The organism is Enterobacter dykesii, from assembly GCF_008364625.2.
Lineage (GTDB): Bacteria > Pseudomonadota > Gammaproteobacteria > Enterobacterales > Enterobacteriaceae > Enterobacter > Enterobacter dykesii.
The window spans coordinates 1,014,982-1,037,789 of the sequence record NZ_CP126604.1 but is presented as its reverse complement, the minus strand read 5'-3'; the positions used below and the strand labels follow the sequence as shown (position 1 = coordinate 1,037,789).

General features: G+C 55.4%; 22 protein-coding genes and 1 other annotated feature. Of the genes, 10 read left to right on the top strand and 12 right to left on the bottom strand.

Going from position 1 to position 22,808, the window contains the following annotated elements; translation table 11 throughout:
• Positions 1 to 146 precede the first annotated feature (146 nt).
• The 6 genes from htpG to F0320_RS04805 form a co-directional block, all read right to left on the bottom strand.
• Positions 147 to 2,021, bottom strand: a complete 1,875-nt coding sequence (htpG, locus tag F0320_RS04830; protein WP_126329087.1) for a molecular chaperone HtpG — start codon at positions 2,019 to 2,021, stop codon at positions 147 to 149.
• A 110-nt stretch (positions 2,022 to 2,131) separates the two neighbouring features.
• On the bottom strand, positions 2,132 to 2,737 hold the full coding sequence (gene recR / locus F0320_RS04825) for a recombination mediator RecR (protein ID WP_008499298.1): 606 nt from the start codon (positions 2,735 to 2,737) through the stop codon (positions 2,132 to 2,134).
• Complete coding sequence (locus F0320_RS04820; RefSeq protein WP_003858972.1) at positions 2,737 to 3,069, bottom strand: YbaB/EbfC family nucleoid-associated protein; 333 nt, start codon at positions 3,067 to 3,069, stop codon at positions 2,737 to 2,739. The genes recR and F0320_RS04820 overlap by 1 nt, the downstream gene beginning before the upstream one ends.
• Positions 3,070 to 3,123: 54 nt before the next feature.
• Positions 3,124 to 5,052 carry a DNA polymerase III subunit gamma/tau gene (gene dnaX / locus F0320_RS04815; RefSeq protein ID WP_126329088.1) on the bottom strand — a complete coding sequence of 643 codons (1,929 nt, stop codon included), beginning with the start codon at positions 5,050 to 5,052 and terminating at the stop codon, positions 3,124 to 3,126.
• Positions 3,730 to 3,794: a sequence feature (DnaX frameshifting element), on the bottom strand. (Overlaps the previous gene by 65 nt.)
• 88 nt (positions 5,053 to 5,140) lie before the next feature.
• Positions 5,141 to 5,692, bottom strand: coding sequence for an adenine phosphoribosyltransferase (gene apt / locus F0320_RS04810; RefSeq protein WP_000127359.1), 552 nt, complete (start codon positions 5,690 to 5,692; stop codon positions 5,141 to 5,143).
• A gap of 150 nt (positions 5,693 to 5,842) precedes the next feature.
• Positions 5,843 to 6,220: a DUF454 family protein gene (locus F0320_RS04805; RefSeq protein ID WP_029741960.1), complete on the bottom strand. Its 378-nt coding sequence runs from the start codon at positions 6,218 to 6,220 to the stop codon at positions 5,843 to 5,845.
• 50 nt (positions 6,221 to 6,270) lie between these two features.
• Between F0320_RS04805 and priC the strand changes: the two genes are divergently transcribed.
• On the top strand, positions 6,271 to 6,798 hold the full coding sequence (gene priC, locus F0320_RS04800; protein WP_126329089.1) for a primosomal replication protein N'': 528 nt from the start codon (positions 6,271 to 6,273) through the stop codon (positions 6,796 to 6,798).
• A 14-nt stretch (positions 6,799 to 6,812) separates the two neighbouring features.
• Complete coding sequence (rsmS, locus tag F0320_RS04795) at positions 6,813 to 7,001, top strand: pleiotropic regulatory protein RsmS (protein ID WP_047650454.1); 189 nt, start codon at positions 6,813 to 6,815, stop codon at positions 6,999 to 7,001.
• Position 7,002: 1 nt separating this feature from the next.
• Here the strand turns inward: rsmS and mscK are convergent, their stop codons facing one another.
• On the bottom strand, positions 7,003 to 10,350 hold the full coding sequence (mscK, locus tag F0320_RS04790; RefSeq protein WP_126329090.1) for a mechanosensitive channel MscK: 3,348 nt from the start codon (positions 10,348 to 10,350) through the stop codon (positions 7,003 to 7,005).
• A gap of 113 nt (positions 10,351 to 10,463) precedes the next feature.
• On the bottom strand, positions 10,464 to 11,117 hold the full coding sequence (gene acrR, locus F0320_RS04785) for a multidrug efflux transporter transcriptional repressor AcrR (protein ID WP_023310602.1): 654 nt from the start codon (positions 11,115 to 11,117) through the stop codon (positions 10,464 to 10,466).
• Positions 11,118 to 11,258: 141 nt separating this feature from the next.
• On the opposite strand from acrR, the gene acrA reads away from it, so the two are divergent.
• The 6 genes from acrA to F0320_RS04755 all read left to right on the top strand — a co-directional run bounded on the left by acrA (position 11,259) and on the right by F0320_RS04755 (position 18,095).
• On the top strand, positions 11,259 to 12,452 hold the full coding sequence (acrA, locus tag F0320_RS04780; RefSeq protein ID WP_029741963.1) for a multidrug efflux RND transporter periplasmic adaptor subunit AcrA: 1,194 nt from the start codon (positions 11,259 to 11,261) through the stop codon (positions 12,450 to 12,452).
• A 22-nt stretch (positions 12,453 to 12,474) separates the two neighbouring features.
• On the top strand, positions 12,475 to 15,621 hold the full coding sequence (acrB, locus tag F0320_RS04775) for a multidrug efflux RND transporter permease subunit AcrB (protein ID WP_047650452.1): 3,147 nt from the start codon (positions 12,475 to 12,477) through the stop codon (positions 15,619 to 15,621).
• 511 nt (positions 15,622 to 16,132) lie between these two features.
• The gene (gene tomB, locus F0320_RS04770) at positions 16,133 to 16,507 is read left to right on the top strand and encodes an Hha toxicity modulator TomB (protein WP_008499288.1); all 375 of its coding nucleotides are present in this window, start codon (positions 16,133 to 16,135) and stop codon (positions 16,505 to 16,507) included.
• A 27-nt stretch (positions 16,508 to 16,534) separates the two neighbouring features.
• Positions 16,535 to 16,753 (top strand): HHA domain-containing protein, encoded by a 219-nt coding sequence (locus tag F0320_RS04765; RefSeq protein ID WP_008499287.1) that lies wholly within the window; start codon positions 16,535 to 16,537, stop codon positions 16,751 to 16,753.
• A gap of 205 nt (positions 16,754 to 16,958) precedes the next feature.
• Entirely contained in the window at positions 16,959 to 17,510 is a 552-nt protein-coding gene (gene maa, locus F0320_RS04760; RefSeq protein WP_023310599.1) for a maltose O-acetyltransferase, read from the top strand.
• A 117-nt stretch (positions 17,511 to 17,627) separates the two neighbouring features.
• Entirely contained in the window at positions 17,628 to 18,095 is a 468-nt protein-coding gene (locus tag F0320_RS04755; RefSeq protein WP_023310598.1) for a YlaC family protein, read from the top strand.
• Here the strand turns inward: F0320_RS04755 and F0320_RS04750 are convergent.
• Positions 18,067 to 19,527, bottom strand: coding sequence for a PLP-dependent aminotransferase family protein (locus F0320_RS04750; protein WP_126329091.1), 1,461 nt, complete (start codon positions 19,525 to 19,527; stop codon positions 18,067 to 18,069). The two genes, F0320_RS04755 and F0320_RS04750, sit on opposite strands and share 29 nt — an antisense overlap.
• Positions 19,528 to 19,628: 101 nt before the next feature.
• Between F0320_RS04750 and F0320_RS04745 the strand changes: the two genes are divergently transcribed.
• The gene (locus F0320_RS04745) at positions 19,629 to 20,339 is read left to right on the top strand and encodes a GNAT family N-acetyltransferase (RefSeq protein ID WP_047650450.1); all 711 of its coding nucleotides are present in this window, start codon (positions 19,629 to 19,631) and stop codon (positions 20,337 to 20,339) included.
• On the opposite strand, the gene ykgO is transcribed toward F0320_RS04745, so the two are convergent.
• Both ykgO and F0320_RS04735 read right to left on the bottom strand, forming a co-directional pair.
• On the bottom strand, positions 20,336 to 20,476 hold the full coding sequence (gene ykgO, locus F0320_RS04740; RefSeq protein WP_003859006.1) for a type B 50S ribosomal protein L36: 141 nt from the start codon (positions 20,474 to 20,476) through the stop codon (positions 20,336 to 20,338). The two genes, F0320_RS04745 and ykgO, sit on opposite strands and share 4 nt — an antisense overlap.
• Before the next feature lie 2 nt (positions 20,477 to 20,478).
• Positions 20,479 to 20,739 carry a type B 50S ribosomal protein L31 gene (locus F0320_RS04735; RefSeq protein WP_006176933.1) on the bottom strand — a complete coding sequence of 87 codons (261 nt, stop codon included), beginning with the start codon at positions 20,737 to 20,739 and terminating at the stop codon, positions 20,479 to 20,481.
• A 220-nt stretch (positions 20,740 to 20,959) separates the two neighbouring features.
• On the opposite strand from F0320_RS04735, the gene F0320_RS04730 reads away from it, so the two are divergent.
• Positions 20,960 to 22,525 (top strand): EAL domain-containing protein, encoded by a 1,566-nt coding sequence (locus F0320_RS04730; RefSeq protein WP_047650449.1) that lies wholly within the window; start codon positions 20,960 to 20,962, stop codon positions 22,523 to 22,525.
• Here the strand turns inward: F0320_RS04730 and F0320_RS04725 are convergent.
• Entirely contained in the window at positions 22,518 to 22,790 is a 273-nt protein-coding gene (locus F0320_RS04725; RefSeq protein ID WP_023310594.1) for a metal-sensing transcriptional repressor, read from the bottom strand. The two genes, F0320_RS04730 and F0320_RS04725, sit on opposite strands and share 8 nt — an antisense overlap.
• Between the last annotated feature and the right edge of the window lie 18 nt (positions 22,791 to 22,808).

The window sequence follows — 22,808 nt, the reverse complement described above, 5'->3', positions numbered from 1 at the left end:
AATACCACCAGAACGGACATCGCTCAAGGAAGGCGGGAAGGCTGAAACGGTTAACGGAGGGAGATTATTTGGGTTAGTGCGGTCTGGAGCCCTCACCCCGGCCCTCTCCCACGGGAGAGGGAGAAGACCAGGGGAGGCGTGGTCAATTACGCCAGCAGCAGCGCATTCACACGTTTAATGAAGAGGTTAGGATCTTCCAGCGTGCCGCGCTCGGCCAGCAGGGACTGATCCAGCAGCAGTTCAACCCACTCGGCAAATCGGGCGTCGTCCTGGGTATCCGCCGCGCGTTTCACCAGAGGATGATCCGGATTAAGCTCAAAGATATATTTCACTTCCGGTACCGCCTGGCCCGCCGCAGCGAACAGTTTCGCCATCTGGGTGCTCATTTCGTCCGCATCGGTGGTGACAATCGCCGGGGTGTCGGTCAGACGGTGCGTGAAGCGCACCTCTTTCACGCGCTCGCCCAGCAGGGTTTTCACGCGCTCAACGAACGGCTCCAGCGCCTTCTCGGCTTCTTTCGCGCTTTCGTCAACTTCATCCGCCAGCTTGTCGATGGACTCGTCGGCTTTGGCTACGGACTGGAACGCCTTACCGTCGAACTCGGTCAGGTAGTTCATCATCCACTCGTCGATGCGGTCAGAGAGCAGCAGCACTTCGATGCCTTTCTTACGCAGCAGCTCCAGGTGCGGGCTGCTCTTCGCCGCCGCGTAGCTGTCGGCGGTGATGTAGTAGATCTTCTCCTGCCCTTCTTTCATGCGGGAGACGTACTCTTCCAGCGACACGGTCTGCGCGGATGAGTCGGTATGCGTAGAGGCGAAGCGCAGCAGTTTGGCGATCGTTTCAACGTTCGCGGTGTCTTCTGCCGGGCCTTCTTTCAGCACCAGGCCGAACTGTTTCCAGAAGGTCTGATATTTTTCCGCATCGTCTTTCGCCAGTTTTTCCAGCATCTGCAGCGCACGTTTGGTCAGGGCGTTGCGCAGGTTACGGGTGACGGTGCTGTCCTGCAGAATTTCACGGGAGACGTTCAGCGGCAGATCGTTGGAATCTATCAGACCACGCACGAAGCGCAGGTAGTTCGGCATGAACTGCTCGGCGTCGTCCATGATGAAGACGCGCTGCACGTACAGCTTCAGGCCGTGCTTGTGATCGCGGTTCCACATGTCCCACGGCGCCTGTGCCGGAATGTACAGCAGGCTGGTGTACTCCTGCTTACCTTCCACGCGGTTGTGGCTCCAGGTAAGCGGGTCGGTAAAGTCGTGGGCGATATGCTTATAGAACTCGTTGTATTCGTCGTCTTTAATTTCAGACTTATTGCGCGTCCACAGCGCCTGCGCCTTGTTGATCTTCTCCCAGGAGACCACGGTTTCACCGTCTTTCTCTTCCTGTTTTTCAATCTCTACCGGCAGGGCGATGTGATCGGAATATTTGCTGATGATGGAGCGCACGCGCCAGTCGTTCAGGAAATCATCTTCCCCTTCACGCAGGTGCAGGGTGATTTCGGTGCCGCGATCCGTCTTGGTGATGTCATCAACGGTGTATTCACCTTCCCCTTTGGATTCCCACAGCACGCCGTTCTCGGCGCTGTCGCCCGCCGCGCGGGTGCGCACGGTGACTTTGTCGGCCACGATGAACGCCGAGTAGAAACCGACGCCGAACTGGCCGATGAGCTGGCTGTCTTTCGCCTGGTCAGAGCCCATGGACTCCAGGAACGCCTTAGTGCCGGATTTGGCGATGGTACCGAGGTGGTCGATCACCTCGTCGCGGTTCATCCCGATGCCGTTATCGGCGATGGTCAGGGTGCGGTTCTCTTTATTAAACGAGACGCGCACGCGCAGCTCGCCGTCTCCTTCGTACAGGTCCGGGTTGGACAGCGCGCGGAAGCGCAGCTTGTCCGCCGCGTCCGAGGCGTTGGAAATCAGCTCACGCAGGAAAATTTCTTTGTTGGAATACAGGGAATGGATCATCAGGTGCAGAAGCTGTTTTACTTCTGACTGGAAACCACGGGTTTCTTGTCCTTTCATCTATGTCGACCTCAACAATGCCATTTAATGGGGTTGTAAAACGTTGAGTGAGAGATGGGGATAAGGGGGGAAATTTTCAAGCGGAGGCCGCGCGCGCAGCCTCCGTTTGGTCAGAAAATAATCTTGTGACGCCCGGCCAGAGAGTGCGACAGCGTGGTGCCGTCGACCATCTCCAGCTCGCCGCCCACCGGCACGCCGTGGGCGATGCGGCTGGCGTCAACGCCGTACTGCGAGCACAGTTCGGCGATGTAGTTGGCGGTTGCTTCCCCTTCCACCGTTGGGTTGGTGGCGAGGATCACCTCTTTGATGGTTTCGGACTCAAGACGCTGTTCAAGGCGGTCAAGACCGATATCATCCGGGCCAATACCGTCCAGCGGGGAGAGATGCCCCATCAGCACGAAGTAGCGGCCGGAAAACTGCCCGGTTTGTTCGATGGCGTAGATGTCCGCCGGACTCTCCACCACGCAAATCTGACCGTTCTCCTGACGACGCGGGTTCGTACAGATGTTACACACGTCCTGCTCGGTAAAAGTACGGCAATCCGCACAGTGACCAATTTCTGACATGGCGCGGGTTAAAGCCTGCGCCAGGCGCATCCCGCCGCTGCGGTCGCGCTGCAATAGCGTAAACGCCATGCGCTGCGCCGACTTCGGGCCAACGCCCGGCAGGCAGCGCAGTGCTTCCATTAACTGCGTGAGCAGCGGACTGGTTTGCATCAGAATGGCATCTTGAAGCCAGGCGGCAGCTGCATACCGCTGGAAACAGAGGCCATTTTCTCTTTCTGAGTTTCGTCGATACGGCGAGCGGCATCGTTAAACGCGGCTGCAACCAGATCTTCCAGCATCTCTTTGTCGTCTTCGAGCAGGCTCGGGTCGATTTCCACGCGACGGCAGTTGTGCGCACCGTTGATGGTCACTTTGACCAGACCGGCACCAGACTCACCCGTGACTTCCAGCTGAGCGATCTCTTCCTGCATCTTCTGCATTTTTTCCTGCATCTGCTGAGCCTGCTTCATCAGGCCACCCAGACCGCCTTTTCCACCAAACATAGGCTTCTCTCTTCTTTCACGTTTAAGGATTACAACCGTAAGTCAGACTCACGATCAAATGGGGCGAATACTCTCTTCATCCAGATCGGCGTCGAAGAACCGGCGCAGGGTCTGAATGTTGTTATCCGCAATAATCGCCTCGCGCGCCTGCGCGAGCTTTTCTTCATAAATAGCCTGGCGCCACTCGAGCGGCGTTTTCACTGCCGGATTATCATCTTCAATGATAGTCAATTCAACCGGCGAGCCCTGTAATGCGGTGAGCGCCTCCGCCAGCGCCTTTTGCGCGCCAGAAGAATTGAGGTGCCGCTGACCCGGACGCAGGTGCAAACGCACCTGATTGCCGTCCTGCTCTTTCCAGGCATTCAGCGCGACCTGCTCAACCAGCTTCGGCAGTTGGAGTTTGCTGACCTCGGCGGCCCAGGCGTCGCGCGCAATGGACTCTTCAGCAAGCTTCGCGGAAAGCTCCGGCGTTTTCTCATGCTCCAGCGCCTTTTTCAGCGCTTTCGGCGTGGCGACCACTTCCTTCACCTCTTCGGTGATGGTGGTTGCCTTCCAGCGGTAAGCCTCTTCTTTCACCGGGGCTTTCTGCTCGAGCGCGGACGGTGCAGGACGCGACTGCACGCGCTCCGTTACCGAGGCCAGTCGTTCAAGCGCGGCGTTGTTCACCGGCCGCGCTCTTGCAGGCGCTGCCGGTTCACTCTTTTTTGGTTTGGTTACTCCCTGGGCACGCTGCAGCTGGCTGCGTGCGGCAAGCACCGAACTGGTGGCATCCGACAGCGGCACGTTTTGCTGCGGCGGCGGTGTCGGCTGCGGTGGCACCTGCTGCGGCGACATCACCGCCGTAGGGGCGACCGGCGCGAAAGACTGCCGCGGCACTTCCGGCTCCGGCAACGGCATACGCGGGTGGAACGCCAGCGCGCGCAGCAGCGTCATTTCAACGCCCATCCGCGGATCCGGCGCGAACGGTAACTCTTTGCGGCCAATCAGCAGCGTCTGGTAGTACAGCTGCACGTCGGCAGGCGGCACGGTGCGGGCAAGCTCACGCATCCGCTGTTCAATAGCGGCCATATCCGCACCGATGGCGGACGGAGAAAGCTGCAGCATCGCCACGCGGTGCAGCAGGCTGAGCATCTCGACCAGCAGCCCTTCCCATTCAATACCCCGGGCAGCGGCGGCATTCACCTGCGACATCACGCGTTCGCCGTTGGCGGCAATCATCGCTTCGATAAGCGACAGCGCCTGATCGTCATCCAGCGTGCCGAGCATGGTGCTGACCGCCTCGGTGGAGAGCTTGCCGTCGCCGCTGGCAATCGCCTGGTCGGTCAGGCTGAGCGCATCACGCAGGCTACCGTCCGCCGCGCGGGCCAGCAGCTGCAGGGCGCGCGGTTCGTGGACAATCTTCTCTTCATCAAGAATGTGTTCAAGCTGAGCGCGGATCTGTTCAACGTCCAGCGCCTTCAGGTGGAACTGCAGGCAGCGTGACAAAATCGTGACCGGCAGCTTTTGCGGATCGGTAGTCGCCAGCAGGAACTTCACGTGCGCGGGCGGCTCTTCCAGCGTCTTCAGCAGGGCGTTAAAGCTGTGGCGCGACAGCATGTGCACTTCATCGATCAGGTAGACCTTGAAGCGGCCGCGCGCCGGGGCGTACTGCACGTTATCGAGCAGATCGCGGGTATCTTCCACTTTGGTGCGCGAGGCGGCGTCGATCTCGATCAGATCGACAAAACGCCCCTGCTCGATCTCCCGGCAGTTATCACACACGCCGCACGGCGTGGCGGTGATCCCGGTTTCGCAGTTAAGACCTTTTGCCAGCAAACGGGCAATAGAGGTCTTACCGACGCCGCGGGTGCCGGAAAAAAGATAGGCGTGATGGATGCGACCTAGCGACAAGCCGTTCGCCAGGGCCGTCAGCACATGTTCCTGACCGACAACGTCAGCAAAGGTTTGTGGTCGCCATTTACGGGCTAACACCTGATAACTCATGGGCAGGCTCTGCAACGCTGGAAGGTGAATTTATGGAGGGGAATGCTATCACAACCTCACCCATTGAGCGAGGTTGTGAAAACCGGGATTAATGGCCCGGGAAAGGCACCAGGCTGTAGCTGGTAATACCCTGTTTTTCCAGGCGCTGTTCACCGCCGAGATCGAACAGGTTGATGATGAAGGCCGCGTCGGTCACTTCCCCACCCAGACGACGGATCAGCTTCACGGTCGCTTCAATGGTGCCGCCGGTTGCCAGCAGATCGTCCACCACCAGCACCTTGTCGCCAGGCTTGATCGCGTCAACGTGGATCTCCAGCTGATCGGTGCCGTACTCCAGCTCATAGCTCTCAGCAATGGTTTCACGCGGCAGCTTGCGCGGCTTACGCACCGGCACAAAACCCACGCCCATTGCCAGCGCAACCGGTGCGCCAAACAGGAAGCCACGGGCTTCGGTACCTACTACTTTGGTGATCCCGGCGTTTTTATAACGCTCGACCAGCAGTTCAATGCTGAGCGCGTACGCTTTCGGGTCTTCCAGCAAGCTGGTGACATCACGGAAAAGAATGCCAGGCTTTGGATAGTCCTGGATACTTTTGATGCTGTTTTTCAGATATTCAAGCTGCTGTGCAGTTGCGGTCATCGGTTTTGCCTAAATGAAACAGTGTTACTCACAGCGCGCAACGAGTCGGCCAAGGCAACAATTGTTTAACCTTTGACCAGGCGCACCTGTGCTCGAAAACGGTCGAATTTACTGGCTGTGCGCAATAATTGCAACAGCCATGATAAGGCTTCAGTGCTTTTGTTGCTTTTCATCAACCACGGGGATCCGCCACATGAAGATAAGCAGGCAGGAGAGGATCGCCAGCAGCAGAATGCGTACCCACATCATTTTCACCAGCCATAATGAAATAGCGAAGGTGATAAGGATCACCGCGATCGCGCGCGGCTTCGCGCCGGGCGGCATGGCCCGGTGTTTTTGCCAGTGCCGCAGATAGCCGCCAAACCACGAGCGATAGAGCAGCCAGTGGTGAAAACGCGGCGACGAGCGGGCGAAGCACCAGGCCGCAAGCAGGATAAACGGGGTGGTCGGCAGCAAGGGTAAAAACACGCCCAGCGTGCCAAGCACTACCGCGAGCCAGCCAATGATGATTAAAATAGTACGCTTCATAATGCGAATCGTTATCAAACTGAACGGCTACTTTACCACTGGAGAGCGCCTTGAAAACAGCACTGCTTCTTGAGAGGCTGCAAAATCAGCTCATTGCTCTGCGGGAGCAGGCTACACCGCTGATGGGGCACGCCACGCTGAAACCGCGCTTTGACCGGCAGCTTTTTCGTACCCGCAGCACCGTCATTCAGGATTATCTGGCGGAAGCGCAGACCAACCTCGACGAGCTTCGCCATGCGGTTGAGAGTGAACAGCAGGAACAGGTGTCGTGGCTCGCAGAGCATCTCACAGAGCAAATCACCGCTCTGCATCGCGAAATCGCCGCCTGGCCCCTGCGCGCCTGGGACAGCGCCTCGCCGGAGCTCGGTAAATGGCAGCGCAAGCGGCTGGAGAACCAGGAGTTTGAACGTAGGCTGTTTGAGATGAAGCGCGAGCGCGAGACGCGGCTGAACAACAGTGAAACGCTGGAAGAGCAGCAGCTATTGATGCGCGAGATTAGCGCGCTGGAAGGACGTATCGTCCGCTGCCGTCAGGCGCTGGATGAGATTGAGCGCGTCATTGAACGTTTGACCCGTTAACAGGAGCCACGCCCATGTCACTGGAAAATGCACCCGATGAGGTCAAGCTGGCCGTCGATTTGATTATGCTGCTGGAGAATCATGAGATCCCCGCCGAAACTGTGCTTAAAGCTCTGGACATCGTGCGGCGGGATTTTGAAGCAAAGGTGAAGGCCTGTTGCCCTCACCCTAACCCTCTCCCACAGGGAGAGGGAAAAAAATAGATTACGCCGGAGTCGGATCGTCACCCTTAATGTCGCGCTTCACTTCCGTATGCTCATCACCTTTCTCGTTACGCAGGTGAACCTCGAGCTGGTTGAAGGCGATATTAATATCGTTTTCACGGCACAGGCGATCGATAGAACGGTTGAGTTCATCCACCGTGTAGCTGCGGTCACGCAGCTCGCGCACGTATAAACGCAGCTCGTGATCCAGCGTGCTCGGCCCAAAGGTGGTGAAGAAGACCGCCGGGGCCGGATCATGCATCACTTTCGGATGTTCTGACGCCGCCTTCAGCAGCACCTCTTTCACCTTCTCCAGATCCGATCCATAGGCAACGCCCAGGCGGATCACCACGCGCGTCACCGTATCGGAGAGCGACCAGTTGATCAGACGCTCGGTCACGAACGCTTTGTTCGGGATGATCACCTCTTTGCGATCGAAGTCGGTGATGGTAGTGGCGCGAATACGGATCTTGCTGACCGTACCGGAGAAGGTGCCGATGGTGACGGTATCGCCGATTCGTACCGGACGTTCGAACAGGATGATCAGGCCGGATACGAAGTTACCGAAGATCTCCTGCAGGCCAAAACCAAGACCGACCGAGAGGGCCGCCGCCAGCCACTGCAGTTTATCCCACGAGACGCCAAGCGAGCCAAAGACCGTCATCGCCCCAACAATAATGATCACGTAGTTGAGGATCGTGGTAATGGCGTAGGACGCTCCCTGGCGAAGATTCAGACGTGACAGGAGCAGCACTTCGAGCAGGCCTGGCAGGTTGCGGATCAGCGCCCAGGCTACCACCGACGACACCAGCGCAAACAGCAGGCTGCCCATGGTCACGCTTTTCATGACCGCCGCGCCCGCTTCGGTACCGTTGTATTGCCAGAGGGTAATACTGTCGAGATAGGCGAAAACGGTAATAAGATCGGACCAGATAGCCCAGAACACCACCGCAAACAGGGCGATCATCACAAGCATGGTGATACGCAGCGTCTGCTGGTTAACCTGATCCAGGGCGATGGTCGGCTCTTCCTGCGGCTCCGCGCCCTCGGCCCCCTCTTTCACCTGATGCTGACGACGCGCGATGGCACGGCGATAGGCAATGCGGCGGGCCGCGACGCTTAAGCCGCGCAGCACGGTCTGATAGAGCAGATTCCAGACGATCACCAGATAGACCGTTTCAATCCAGCGCCCGGAAAGGCGCAGCGTGGTATAGAAGTAGCCCGTTGCCGTCAGCACCATCAGCGCCAGCGGAATGATCGCCAGCACCGTCACGGTGGCCAGACGAATATTGTGGGACTCTTTATCACGCCAGCTGTCGCGGCACATCGGCCACATCAGGATCGCAATCAGCAGCAGGTTCAGCAGGATGACCAGCTGGCCCAGCACGTCATCCATCAGGTGCAGCGGAGAAAGCTCAGAGACAACCGACCAGAAGTGCAGCGGCAGGAGCGCCAGGCTGATGCGCACGATCTGACGACGCCAGTGGCTGGTCAGCTGTGCAGGCATGTTGAAATGGCGCACCGCCACGCCGTCTTTTTCCAGCACCTTCCAGCACACGCCAAACACCAGCCAGAACAGCGCCAGTTTTTTACTGAACGCCCACAGCAGATCGCTGACGTTGAGCTGCATGGTGAGCAGAATCAGCCCCACAGCCAGAATAATCAGGCACACCGGCAGGGCGCGGATGAGATCGATGAGAATCGCTTTTGGCGTGTGGAGCTGGCTATCGTTGCGCAACTGCCCCACTTCGGACGCCAGCTTCTCCTGATATTTTTTCAGCCAGCCCAGACGCCAGCGGATCAGGCCGGCAATCAACAGCAACGGTAAACCGGCCAGGAAAGCAATCATTACCGCAGGCCAGGCTTTCTCCCAGTTTACGGTGATCTTCATGCTCTTAATCTGTGTTTTCAACGTCTCCGGGAAGGATTTGACCCAGTCCCAGTCCATCGGTTTGTTGCTGTTCACCCAGAAAATCTGCTGGGTCAGGATCTCCTGCAGACTTTTCGAGACGCTCACCAGCTGCTGCTGGTTGATTTGCAGGTTAATGGCCATCATCAGCTGGTTGCCCAGCTGTTTGTTGAGCTGGTCCAGCAGCTCGCGACGCATATCGACGACCTGGAGCAGCGCGTCGTGCACTTCCGGGTTCACGTCGCTGGAATGCCCCTCTTCAATTTTGGCGACAAAGGTATCGCTCTGGAAAAGGGCATCGCGCTGCTGGTTGACGTCAAACTGTTCCAGACGTAAATCCGCGATGCGGTTGGTCATGTCTTCCAGCTCATCGGCGGACGGGAGCGTCTGCTGCTGCTGGTAGAGAATACGCGACAGCAGGAGGCTGCCCTTCAGGACCGCAATCTGCTCTTTGATGTTGCGTTCAGCCTGCAGCGCGCGATCCAGCCAGTTCTTCACTTTGATATTTTGCTGAACCAGCGAGTTGCCGTTTTCCGTCGCCAGTATCAGGCGCTGGCTCAGCTGGTGGTTGGCCTCGAGCTCCTGTTTCACCAGCGGATTCGCCTGAATGCGGGCGGTTTCGTCCGGCGATACGGCCTCCTGGGCGGTTTTTTCCGTTAACGTCAGGCGTTTGCTGTTAACCGCTTCCTGCAGCAGCTGAAGCTGGTGTTCGAGGCGATTAATATTCGCCGTCACGTAATCACGCTGTTTCTGCAGCGTGTCCTGCAGCACCGTGTTCCCTTCAAGGCTTTTACGCTGCTGTTCGATTTGCGCATTGAGCAAGGTCTGCTGAACCAGCAGCAGGGTTTGCTGCGTCGGGCGCAGCGTGCCTTCGCCGACCGTCGTGCCGTTCAGACGGTTGCGGATTTGCTGCAGCTGCTGAGACGCGGCGTACATCGCGTTTTGCACGCGCTCGGGCTGGGTCTGCAGCGAGACAAGCTGGCTGTTATAGGTTGCGAGATCCGACTGCGCGGTTTGCAGATCGTCGAGCAGTTGCGCGACGCGGGACTCCAGCTGGCGTAAGGAGAGCGTCGAGAGCGTCTTGCGCGTCTCGTCGTCGTTATCCACATCGCTGAGGGCATTCAGCGCGTCGGTGGCCTTACGCATGTTTTCAGGCGCCTGCGCCACCTTCTGACGAAGCTGGACGGTTTCTGCTTTGATGCGTTCAATTTTATCCAGCGTTTCCAGCGTTTCCGTCAGATCCTGCTGGACGAGTTTCTCCTGAGGAGAGAGATCTTTTTGTTTGTTCAGCGTGTCGAGCTGCGACTGAACATCGCCGCGCGAGGGAATATCATTGCTGTTATCGGCGCGGGCCCAAGTCAGCGGCGCCGTGGCGAAGAAAAACAGCATCGCAAAGAGCAATGCAAAAACAGGATGTTGCGAGCGATTGATGGGCAGCATAGTTGTGAATGATGTCAGAAGATGACCGAAAATAGTCCGGCGTGAAGAATATCACGCTCGCTGAAAGCAGAATAGCGTGAACGTTATCCTCTGAGATAAATCCTGGAAAGGGATCAGGCCGTTAGCGAAGGCGCGTCGCTGCGCAGCGTGGGGCAGAGCTGTAGCATTTCCAGTAAAATCGCCACGTAGCTGCGGGCTTCCTCTTTAAGGTCAAAGGATTGCGGCGCGAAAAGCCAGTTTTCCATCAGACCTGAAATGTAGCTGCGCATCAGGATTGCCGCCCGTCGGGTCAAGAGATTGGCCGGTAATAATTTTGCCTGCATACACAGGTTCAGATTCTGTTCAATACGATCATAGCTCTCCAGGCTAAGGCTGCGTTGCGCCTGCTGCACCACCGCCATCTCGCCCACGAACTCGCATTTATGAAAAATAATCTCCATCATTAATCTGCGACGTTCTTCAACTACCGTTGCTTCAAGGATATATACTAATATTTCTCTCAATACTGAGAGTGGATCGTCAGGGAATTTTGCCCGATACTCACTCTCGAGATCGCTAATGCTGGACTCTGAAAGCTCCCAGATTTCACTGAACAGATCTGACTTATCTTTAAAATGCCAGTAAATCGCTCCTCGCGTCACACCGGCAGCCTGAGCAATCTGCGCCAGCGAGGTGGATGAAACACCCTGCTGCGAGAACAAACGTATTGCCACATCCAGAATGTGTTGTCGGGTTTCCAGCGCTTGTTGTTTAGTTTTTCGTGCCATAGGTGGGTGAATTTACAGGAGTCAGATTTACATACATTTGTGAATGTATGTACCATAGCATGACGATAATATAAACGCAGCAATGGGTTTTTAGACTCAGGACCCTTGATCAATTTGAAATCGGACACTCGAGGTTTACATATGAACAAAAACAGAGGGTTAACGCCTCTGGCGGTCGTTCTGATGCTCTCAGGCAGCTTAGCGCTAACAGGATGTGACGACAAACCAGCTCAACAAGGAGCTCAGCAGGCGCCAGAAGTAGGCGTCGTGACGCTCAAATCTGAACCTCTACAAATCACCACCGAATTACCAGGCCGTACCAATGCTTACCGCATTGCGGAAGTGCGTCCTCAGGTCAGCGGCATTATCCTGAAGCGTAACTTCACCGAAGGTGGTGATGTGAAAGCCGGTGAGTCTCTGTATCAGATTGATCCAGCAACCTATCAGGCCTCTTATGAAAGTGCGAAAGGTGACCTGGCGAAAGCACAGGCCGCGGCCAAAATTGCTCAGCTGACGTTGAACCGCTACCAAAAGCTGCTCGGTACCAAGTACATCAGCCAACAGGATTACGATACCGCCCTGGCAGATGCACAGCAGGCTAACGCGGCCGTGGTGGCAGCCAAAGCGGCCGTCGAAACCGCGCGCATTAACCTGGCCTATACCAAAGTGACCTCCCCTATCAGCGGTCGTATTGGTAAGTCTTCCGTCACGGAAGGGGCGCTGGTGCAGAACGGTCAGACCAATGCGCTGGCAACCGTGCAGCAGCTTGATCCGATCTACGTTGACGTGACGCAGTCCAGCAACGATTTCCTGCGCCTGAAACAGGAGCTGGCAAACGGCACCCTGAAACAGGAAAACGGCAAAGCCAAAGTGGAGCTGATTACCAACGACGGTATTAAGTTCCCGCAGGAAGGTACCCTGGAATTCTCTGACGTGACGGTCGATCAGACCACCGGTTCCATAACCTTACGTGCGATTTTCCCGAACCCTGACAAAAATCTGCTGCCAGGTATGTTCGTTCGCGCGCGTCTGGAAGAAGGAACGAATCCAACCGCACTTCTGGTTCCACAGCAGGGCGTGACCCGTACGCCACGCGGCGATGCGAGCGCGCTGGTTGTTGGGGCTGATGACAAAGTCGAAACGCGCAATATCACCGCCACCCAGGCGATTGGCGATAAATGGCTGGTGACGGAAGGTCTGAAAGATGGCGATCGCGTGATTGTTACTGGTTTGCAAAAAGTTCGTCCTGGCGCGCAGGTTAAAGCACAGGAAGTGAAATCTGACGATAAACAACAAGCTTCGGCCGCTGGCCAGTCAGAACAAACCAAGTCTTAACTTAAACAGGAGCCGTTAAGACATGCCTAATTTCTTTATCGATCGCCCCATATTTGCGTGGGTGATCGCCATAATCATCATGCTGGCCGGGGGACTTGCGATCCTGAAGCTGCCTGTCGCGCAATATCCAACGATTGCGCCACCGGCGGTGACAATTTCCGCAACCTACCCGGGGGCTGATGCGAAAACGGTGCAGGACACCGTCACCCAGGTTATCGAACAGAACATGAACGGTATCGATAACCTGATGTACATGTCCTCAAACAGTGACTCCACCGGTACGGTGCAGATCACCCTGACCTTCCAGTCAGGTACGGATGCTGACATCGCGCAGGTTCAGGTGCAGAACAAACTGCAGCTGGCAATGCCTTTGCTGCCGCAGGAAGTACAACAGCAGGGTGTGAGCGTCGAGAAATCGTCCAGTAGCTTCCTGATGGTTGTCGGCGTTATCAACACCAACGGCACCATGACGCAGGAGGATATTTCCGACTACGTGGGCGCCAACATGAAGGACGCCATCAGCCGTACTTCCGGTGTGGGTGACGTGCAGCTGTTCGGTTCCCAATACGCGATGCGTATCTGGATGGATCCGAACAAGCTGAACAATTTCCAGCTAACCCCGGTTGACGTGATCAGCGCAATTAAAGCGCAGAACGCCCAGGTAGCGGCCGGTCAGTTAGGCGGTACGCCGCCGGTGAAAGGCCAGCAGCTTAACGCCTCGATCATCGCGCAGACCCGTCTGACCTCTGCCGATGAGTTCAGCAAAATTCTGCTGAAAGTGAATCAGGACGGTTCGCAGGTTCGCCTGCGCGACGTGGCGAAAGTTGAGCTGGGCGGTGAGAACTACGACATCATCGCGAAGTTTAACGGTAAACCGGCTTCCGGTCTGGGTATCAAACTGGCGACAGGCGCGAACGCCCTGGACACCGCCACGGCGATCCGCGCAGAGCTGAAGAAGATGGAACCTTACTTCCCGTCAGGTCTGAAAATCGTTTACCCGTACGACACCACGCCGTTCGTTAAAATTTCGATTCACGAAGTGGTTAAGACGCTGGTTGAGGCGATCATCCTCGTCTTCCTGGTCATGTACCTGTTCCTGCAAAACTTCCGCGCGACGCTTATCCCAACGATTGCCGTGCCGGTGGTATTGCTCGGGACCTTTGCGATCCTGTCGATATTTGGCTACTCGATAAACACCCTGACAATGTTCGGGATGGTGCTCGCCATCGGCCTGCTGGTTGATGACGCCATCGTCGTGGTCGAGAACGTCGAGCGTGTCATGGCGGAGGAAGGTCTGCCGCCGAAGGAAGCGACCCGTAAATCAATGGGTCAGATCCAGGGCGCGCTGGTCGGTATCGCGATGGTGCTGTCTGCGGTATTTATCCCGATGGCCTTCTTCGGGGGCTCCACCGGTGCGATTTACCGCCAGTTCTCCATTACCATCGTTTCCGCGATGGCGCTGTCGGTGCTGGTCGCGTTGATCCTGACCCCTGCCCTGTGTGCCACCATGCTGAAGCCTATTCAGAAAGGCGGTCACGGCGAGCACAAAGGGTTCTTCGGCTGGTTTAACCGCATGTTCGATAAGAGCACGCATCACTACACCGACAGCGTGGGCAACATCCTGCGCAGCACCGGTCGTTACCTGCTGCTCTATATCATCATCGTGGTGGGCATGGCCTTCCTGTTCGTTCGTCTGCCAAGCTCGTTCCTGCCAGATGAAGACCAGGGCGTGTTCCTGACGATGGCACAGCTTCCGGCGGGTGCTTCGCAAGAGCGTACTCAGAAAGTGCTGGATGAAGTGACGGACTACTATCTCACCAAAGAGAAAGACAACGTTGAGTCCGTATTTGCGGTTAACGGCTTTGGCTTTGCGGGTCGTGGTCAGAACACCGGTATTGCCTTCGTTTCTCTGAAAGACTGGTCTGAACGTCCGGGCGAAAAGAACAAGGTTGAAGCCATCACCGGCCGTGCAATGGGCACCTTCTCGCAGATTAAAGATGCGATGGTCTTCGCCTTTAACCTGCCAGCGATTGTTGAACTGGGTACCGCGACCGGTTTCGACTTCCAGCTGATTGACCAGGGTGGCCTGGGTCACGAGAAGCTGACGCAGGCGCGTAACCAGCTGTTTGGTGAAGTCGCTAAACATCCTGACCTCCTGGTCGGCGTGCGTCCAAACGGCCTGGAAGATACGCCGCAGTACAAGATCGATATCGACCAGGAGAAAGCCCAGGCGCTGGGCGTATCCATCAGTGACATCAATACCACGCTGGGCGCAGCCTGGGGCGGTAGCTACGTTAACGACTTCATCGACCGCGGTCGTGTGAAGAAAGTGTACGTGATGTCAGAGGCGCAGTACCGTATGTTGCCTAACGATATCAACAACTGGTTCGTGCGCGGCAGCAATGGTCAGATGGTTCCGTTCTCGGCGTTCTCAACCTCACGCTGGGAATACGGTTCGCCGCGTCTGGAACGCTATAACGGTCTGCCATCGATGGAAATTCTGGGTCAGGCCGCACCGGGCCGAAGCACCGGTGAAGCCATGAACCTGATGGAAGAACTGGCAAGCAAACTGCCTTCGGGTATCGGCTATGACTGGACCGGTATGTCCTATCAGGAACGTCTGTCCGGTAACCAGGCCCCTGCTCTGTACGCCATTTCACTGATAGTGGTCTTCCTGTGTCTGGCGGCGCTGTACGAGAGCTGGTCGATTCCGTTCTCCGTTATGCTGGTGGTTCCACTCGGGGTTATCGGTGCGCTGCTTGCGGCAACGTTCCGTGGACTGACCAACGACGTTTACTTCCAGGTAGGCCTGCTGACAACCATTGGCTTGTCGGCGAAGAACGCGATACTTATCGTTGAATTCGCCAAAGATCTGATGGAGAAAGAAGGTAAAGGTCTTATTGAGGCGACGCTTGAAGCGGTTCGTATGCGTCTGCGCCCAATCCTGATGACGTCGCTGGCGTTCATCCTCGGCGTACTGCCGCTGGTTATCAGCTCCGGTGCGGGCTCCGGCGCGCAGAACGCGGTAGGTACAGGCGTGATGGGCGGTATGGTTACCGCGACCGTACTGGCTATCTTCTTCGTACCGGTGTTCTTCGTGGTGGTTCGCCGCCGCTTTAGCCGCAAGAATGAAGATGTTGAACACAGTCATTCGGTAGAACCTCACTGATACCGGTTCCACATGTTAAAAAGGCCGCATTAGCGGCCTTTTTCTTTTTCAGAAAAAATCATAAATTACGCTTATTGTGGTTCTATTTATTTTCTGTCATCTTAAATAGACATATCATAATTAACTGATAACTTAATCGGTGAATTCAGGATTTTTTTAATTTCATTTCCCCGCCTAAGGTATTAGGAATATTCCTAATAAGAAGTTCGTACATAGATAAGTCTGAATCTGAACTTTTCTCATCATTTTTGCTAAGCCGATGAAACGTAAGGAAGGGATAAAACCCCGTCGTTAATTTGGATAAAAACGTTGAGTCCAGGGTGACCATTTGCGTACACGCTCCCAGCCTGCGGTTTTTATTTGTAATTTTTCGTAATAGCGCGGTGAAATCCAGGAAGGAGTGGCTTATAGTTAGGTTATCAGGAACACAGCACTCATGTAGCTAAGTCAGTTGTATCCATCCCGACAATGATGTTCGGTGAGTAAGAAATCACTCAGAAGGGGATGCGCTATGGACGAGTACTCGCCAAAAAGGCATGATATCGCGCAGTTGAAATTTCTCTGCGAATCCTTGTACCATGACTGCCTCGCCAATCTTGATGAAAGTAACCATGGCTGGGTAAACGATCCAACGTCTGCCATCAATTTACAGTTGAACGAGCTGATAGAGCATATCGCAACCTTCGCACTTAATTATAAAATTAAGTACAATGAAGATAATAAGCTCATTGAGCAAATTGATGAATACCTGGACGACACCTTTATGTTGTTCAGCAGTTACGGCATTAACGCTCAGGATTTGCAAAAATGGCGTAAATCGGGAAATCGGCTATTCCGCTGTTTCGTCAACGTGAGCAGAGCTAACCCGGTTAGTCTTTCCTGTTAAAATTATTACAATTACTAAGGTGAATTTATGTCTGATAAACCACTCACAAAGATCGATTATTTGATGCGCTTACGACGTTGTCAGTCAATTGACACGCTTGAGCGCGTCATCGAAAAGAATAAATACGAGCTTTCTGATAATGAACTGGCGGTATTTTATTCAGCCGCTGACCATCGTCTTGCTGAGCTGACAATGAATAAGCTGTATGACAAAATCCCTACTTCTGTATGGAAATTTGTCCGTTAATCTTTGAAGGGTGTCTGTAGAGTTCTACGCCTCGTTCTGAGTATTTACCTATCCCGTTATGCTCCCTGTGCCCAGGCCAGGTCTCCGTGTAAAACGTGTTCATCAGCAGCAATGTTGTGACGTCAGTCACATCGGCTTTTCGGGAACGTTCCCCTTCTGGCCAGGTCCGATTACCCTTCGGTAATCACATCCAGAGAGGTTTCCAATGAGCTTAGAAAAACAGAAAATGATTGCCGGTGAACATTACCGCCCCGGCGATGAGACGTTACGGGCTGACCGACTGCGGGCCCGCCATCTGGTTTACCGCTATAACCACACCGCGCCTGATGAAAAAACAGAACGCCAGAACATTCTGGCGGAACTTCTGGGACAAAGCGCAGGCGCTTATATTGAGCCGAGCTTCCGCTGCGACTATGGATATAACATTTATCTGGGCAAAAACTTTTACGCTAACTTCGACTGCGTGATGCTGGATGTCTGCCCTGTTCATATTGGCGATAACTGCATGCTCGCGCCGGGTGTTCATATTTATACGGCTACCCATCCCCTGGACGCGGAAGAACGAAACAGCGGCGTGGAGTTTGGAAAACCCGTCAATATTGGCAATAACGTCTGGATTGGCGGCCGGGCTGTCATTAACCCTGGCGTCACCATTGGTGATAATGTGGTCGTGGCCTCCGGCGCCGTCGTGACGAAAGACGTCCCGGCTAACGTCGTCGTTGGTGGCAATCCGGCAAAAATCATCAAAACGCTGTGAGGTTGCGGGGAGTCAACTGTTATAGTCTTTTAGCGACAGACTGTTACTTTTTTCAGCCTGATGGCTCCCCTAAAATTGGCAGACACCCTGTATTGTCAACTCTCATGAAGGCAAAAAATGACCGAGATACAGCGCCTGCTTACCGCCACCATCGACGATCTTAACCTCCGCGAAAAGCGCGATAATCGCCCGCGCTTTAGCATTAGCTTTATTCGCAAACATCCCGGGCTGTTTGTCGCCATGTATGCCGCCTGGCTGGCGACGCTTATTGTGATGCTGAAGTCCGAAACGCTGGTGGACTCCGTCTGGCTGCTGGTTGTACTGTTTGTCGTCTTTAACGCCTTTTTCTTTTTCGACGTGAATCCGCGCTACCGTTACGAAGATATCGACGTGCTCGATTTTCGGGTCTGCTATAACGGCGAATGGTACAACACGCGTTACGTGCCAGAGGAGCTGATCGAAAACATCATGCATTCACCGGCGGTAGAAGCCGGGCAAAAAGAGAAGCTGCAGAAAATGGTCTCCACCAAAGGTCAGCTCTCTTTCTATGATGTCTTTACCCTTTCCCGCCCTGCTGCTGCGTAATTAACGTCTGCAGACGTCGGATCCCCGGCGCAAACTGAGAAGCAGGGGTATTGCCGTAACCTAAAACCAGACCGGTTTGCCCCTGCTTCGCCTCCAGGTAGTACCCGCTCAGTGCAGCGGGTGCCAGCTGAAATGCCCTCGCCTGCTCCACCATTCTCTGATCGTCAATACCGTCTATTGCCAGCGTCAGATGCATCCCGCCTTCGCCAGCGAGAATACGGTGCGGCGTATTAAGCTCTGCGCCCAGCACTTCCCGCAGCTGTCGGTAACGCTTACGATAAAGACGACGCATGGAAGCCAAATGACGGGCATAGTGCCCCTCCTCAATAAACCGCGCCAGGGTACGCTGCTCCGCACGATGCCCCCCGCGCAGCAGCGAGCCGATGGCCGGATGCGCAGCTTTCGCCAGCGCTGGCGGTAACACCATGAACCCCACTCTGAGCGACGGAAACAGCGTTTTACTGAAGGTTCCCAGATAGACAACGGGCGCGTTAGCGACCATTCCCAGCATCGCCGGTACGGGCTCACCGGCATAGCGGAACTCGCTGTCGTAATCGTCTTCAATGATCCACGCGTTGTGCTGCCGTGCCAGCTCCAGCAGCGCCAACCGCCGCCGCGCGCTGAGCACGCTCCCGTAAGGGAACTGATGCGAAGGTGAGGTAAAAATCATTGAGGGCGCAGGCGCATCCAGCCCTTCCCAGCACATTCCCTCGTCATCAACCGGTATTCCCGTCATTGCCAGGCCAGTTTTAACAAACGCACTCTTTGCCCCGCTATAACCGGGGTTTTCCACCCAGGCGACATCGCCAGGTTCGCTTAACAGCATCGTGCAGAGGTTGACGCCCTCAAGCGCTCCTTCGGTTATCACAATCTGGCTGGCGTCGCAGTCGATACCGCGGGACAGGGCGAGATGCCGGGCAATCGCGGCCCGCAGCGACGGCTCGCCGGCCGGGTCGCCATAGCCTAACAGGGCACTTCCCTCCTCGCGCAGGACGCGATCGTACAATCGCCGCCACAGCGGCAAGGGGAAATAGTTAATGGCAGGCGTTCCCGGCGTAAACGCCATCACCGGGGTGTCGCGCGGCACGGGGGCGGGCAGCAAGGCGACCCGTTTTGTCAGCCTGACGTCAGGATCCGGCAATGTCCGGGCAATCGTACGATGAGCGAATTGCCCCACCCGCGTACCCTGACGGTTACGCAGCAAATAGCCTTCGAGCGTGAGCTGGTCCAGCGCCGCATTGACGGTATTTCGGGAAACCGAGATCTGCTGCGCCAGCGTTCGCGAACCGGGCAGCTGGCTGCCGGACCGAAGCCTTCCGCCCAGTATGGCCTCCCGCAAAGCAAGATAGAGCGCGCGCTGAAGCGTCTCCTGCCCACGCTTTTTCAGCGCAGCATGGAGCAAAGCGTAAAGCTCATCACCCGGTATATTCATCTTCCCTCCTTTTGGTACCAGAAAAACATAGCCTGGTGGTTCTTTTTAAGGAACCAGCAATTCACTAATCTGGAGATCTTTTCAACGTCATGGAAATAAAGATGAATACATTCAATGCGTTTGGACAGCCCGTAGGCGAAGCCCTTATCGACTGGCAGCCTCGTCCGCACCCGTCCCGGGTGGTCCTTCATGGTCACTATTGTCGGCTTGAACCGCTGCGCGTGGAGCATGCCCACGCGTTGTTCTCCGCCTATTCCCTGGCCGAGGATACCCGCAGCTGGACGTGGCTGCTGCGTGAACCCGATGCCACCGCAGAGGAGTTTGCCGAATGGGTGGCGAGCGTAAGTGAATTATCCGACCCCATCCACTTTACCGTTATCGATAACCGGACCCAGTCCCCTGTCGGGACGCTGTCCCTGATGCGGATCGATCCCAAAAACGGGGTCGTGGAGGTGGGGCACGTTCACTTCTCACCGCTTTTAAGCCGCACGCCAGGGTCGACAGAAGCGCAGTATCTGCTGATGCGGTATGTGTTCGATACCCTGGGCTACCGGCGTTATGAGTGGAAGTGCAATAGCCTGAACGAGCCTTCCCGCAAAGCGGCGCTGCGTCTGGGCTTTCAGTTTGAAGGTCGCTTTCGTCAGGCGCTGGTTATAAAAGGCCGTAACCGGGATACCGACTGGTTTTCGATTCTCGACAAAGAGTGGCCTGCGCTGGCGAGCGCCTTTGAAAGCTGGCTTGCCACCGACAATTTTACTGCCGATGGCAAACAGATTAGATCCCTGGAAAGCTGGCGAGAAACGCGCGTTTAGCGTCTTTTTTTACGTCCCTGAACCGCCTTAAAGCGCGGATTGGATTTGCAAATCACGTACAAGCGTCCCTTTCGTTTGACTATCTGGCAATCCGGGTGACGCTGCTTTGCACTGCGTAATGAGTTAAGTACCTGCATGGTTAGCCCCGCTTCGCATTGAGAAAACCGCCAAAACGCTTGCGGAAGCGTGCTGCGCTGCCGTCCGTGGAGAACGTTTTCTGCTTACCGGTATAAAACGGGTGCGATTTTGAAGAAACCTCGATGGTGATGTACGGATACGTCTCACCGTCGAGTTCAATTTCGCGGTCGGTTTTAATGGTTGAGCCTACTTTAAAGTATTCATTGGCACTGGTGTCGTGGAAAACCACGGTGCGATAGGCTGGGTGGATATTGGGTTTCATCGTAAATCCTTTATGTTTTGTTATAACATAACAAAATAATATCCAGGCCAGTTAGAAAAAACAACCCCCTCTCGCCTGGCGATATTTTCTCATTTGCCTGAGATAAAATGAAAACCATGCCAACCACGTGCTATAACTATATCATTTCGCGGTAAAATCTTTCTCTTCAGGCAGGGTACTCAATGCCCAGGAACGGGTGTACGAGGAAGGACACGACAGCATGAAAACCCGACATCTGGTCAGTCTGGTGACTGGCGTACTTATCTTTTCCGTGCTGGTCCCCATTTGCCTGAGCATCTGGCTGGCCCACCGCCAGGCGGAAGATAAATTTGCCGATGCGCTGGATAACTATGCTTCCCGCGTGCTGGTACGCACCGACAGGGTTGTGGATCAGGCAAAAGAAGCGCTCGATCACCTGCAGGCCTTTGAGGGTGTGCCGTGTAGCCCCTTGCAATTGCGGGAAATGCGCCGGGTCGCTTTCTCGTGGCGATATGTCCAGGAAGTGATTTATATCGACAACCTTCGACCGCTCTGCTCCTCCCTGGAGCAAACCAGTCATGCGTCCCCTTTCCCTCCTCCAATGCGCATTACCGAAGATGGTTACAGCGCGTGGCTGACCACGCAAAACGATCTTGGGTTTAACCGCTACATGACGGTGCTGGGAAAAGGCAACTACCTTGTGATGGTCGATCCTGCCTCGCTGGTGGACGTGATCCCTTTCGGCGAGATTGCGATTGATGCCGCTCTGGTAGGAAGCGCAACGCACCGCATATTCGCCAGCAGCAGCAAGCTCGACTCTCACATCCGCGACATGGTTCAGGAGCAGGGTGTGAAAAGCGTGCAGTACAACGGTTCAATGTACGTCATGAAGTCTGTACCTGAGCTTGGGTTTACCGTCGTCGCATGGGCAACGCTCAAACCGCTCGCTGAAACCTGGCACCGGCAGCTTCTTTTCTGGTTACCGTTCGGCATGTTGATAAGCCTGCTCGCCGCACTGTTTGTCCTGCGGATCCTGCGGCGTATCCAGTCGCCGCGCAATCGCCTGCTTGACGCCATTCACAGCCGGGATTTTGTGGTTCACTATCAGCCCATCGTGGCGCTCTGTAGCGGAAAAATTGTGGGCGCTGAGGCGCTGACGCGCTGGCCCCAGCCGGACGGAAGTAGCCTCTCGCCGGATATTTTTGTCCCCCTTGCCGAGCAAACGGGGCTTATTTCGCAGCTGACGCAGTTAGTCATCGAAAAGGTGTTTGAAGATATGGGACACTGGCTGCAGCGTCATCCGGATCAGCATATCTCCATTAACCTCGCCCCTGCCGATTTAACCTCCGGCATCCTGCCGCCTCTGCTGAGTCAGCTCCTGAACAAGTGGCAAATCCATCCCCGACAGATCGCCCTTGAGCTCACCGAGCGTGGCTTTGCCGATCCCAAAATTAGCGCACCGGCTATCGCCGCATTTCGTCGTTCGGGCCACCCTGTTTATATTGATGATTTTGGCACGGGCTATTCCAGCCTGAGCTATCTGCAGGATCTGGACGTCGACACGCTAAAAATTGATAAATCGTTCGTGGATGCGCTGGAGTATAAAAACGTGACGCCGCACATCATTGAAATAGCGAAGTCGCTGAAGCTGGCGATGGTGGCGGAGGGCGTTGAAACCGCAGGGCAGCTCGCCTGGCTACACCGCCACGGCGTGCAGTACGGTCAGGGGTGGTTTTACAGTAAAGCGCTGCCAAAGACGGAATTTATTCTTTGGGCAGAAAATAACCTCGGAACGCACACTACTTGAGATAGGATTTCATCACCCGCAACACCACGCCAAGATCGGCTTCACGCTGCGCTTCTTCAGGCTCTTTCACCACATGATCGGTTAAATGCCCTTCGATCACCTGCATCATCATGCCATTGACCGCCCCGCGGATCGCCGCCAGCTGCTGTAACACCTCGGCGCATTCGTGATCGCTGTTGAGCATTTTCTCCAGCGCGGTGCTCTGCCCCTGAATTTTCTTCAGGCGAGTCAGTAACATTTTCTTGTCGCGAACGGTATGTGACATCTCTGTATCCCTTGTTTT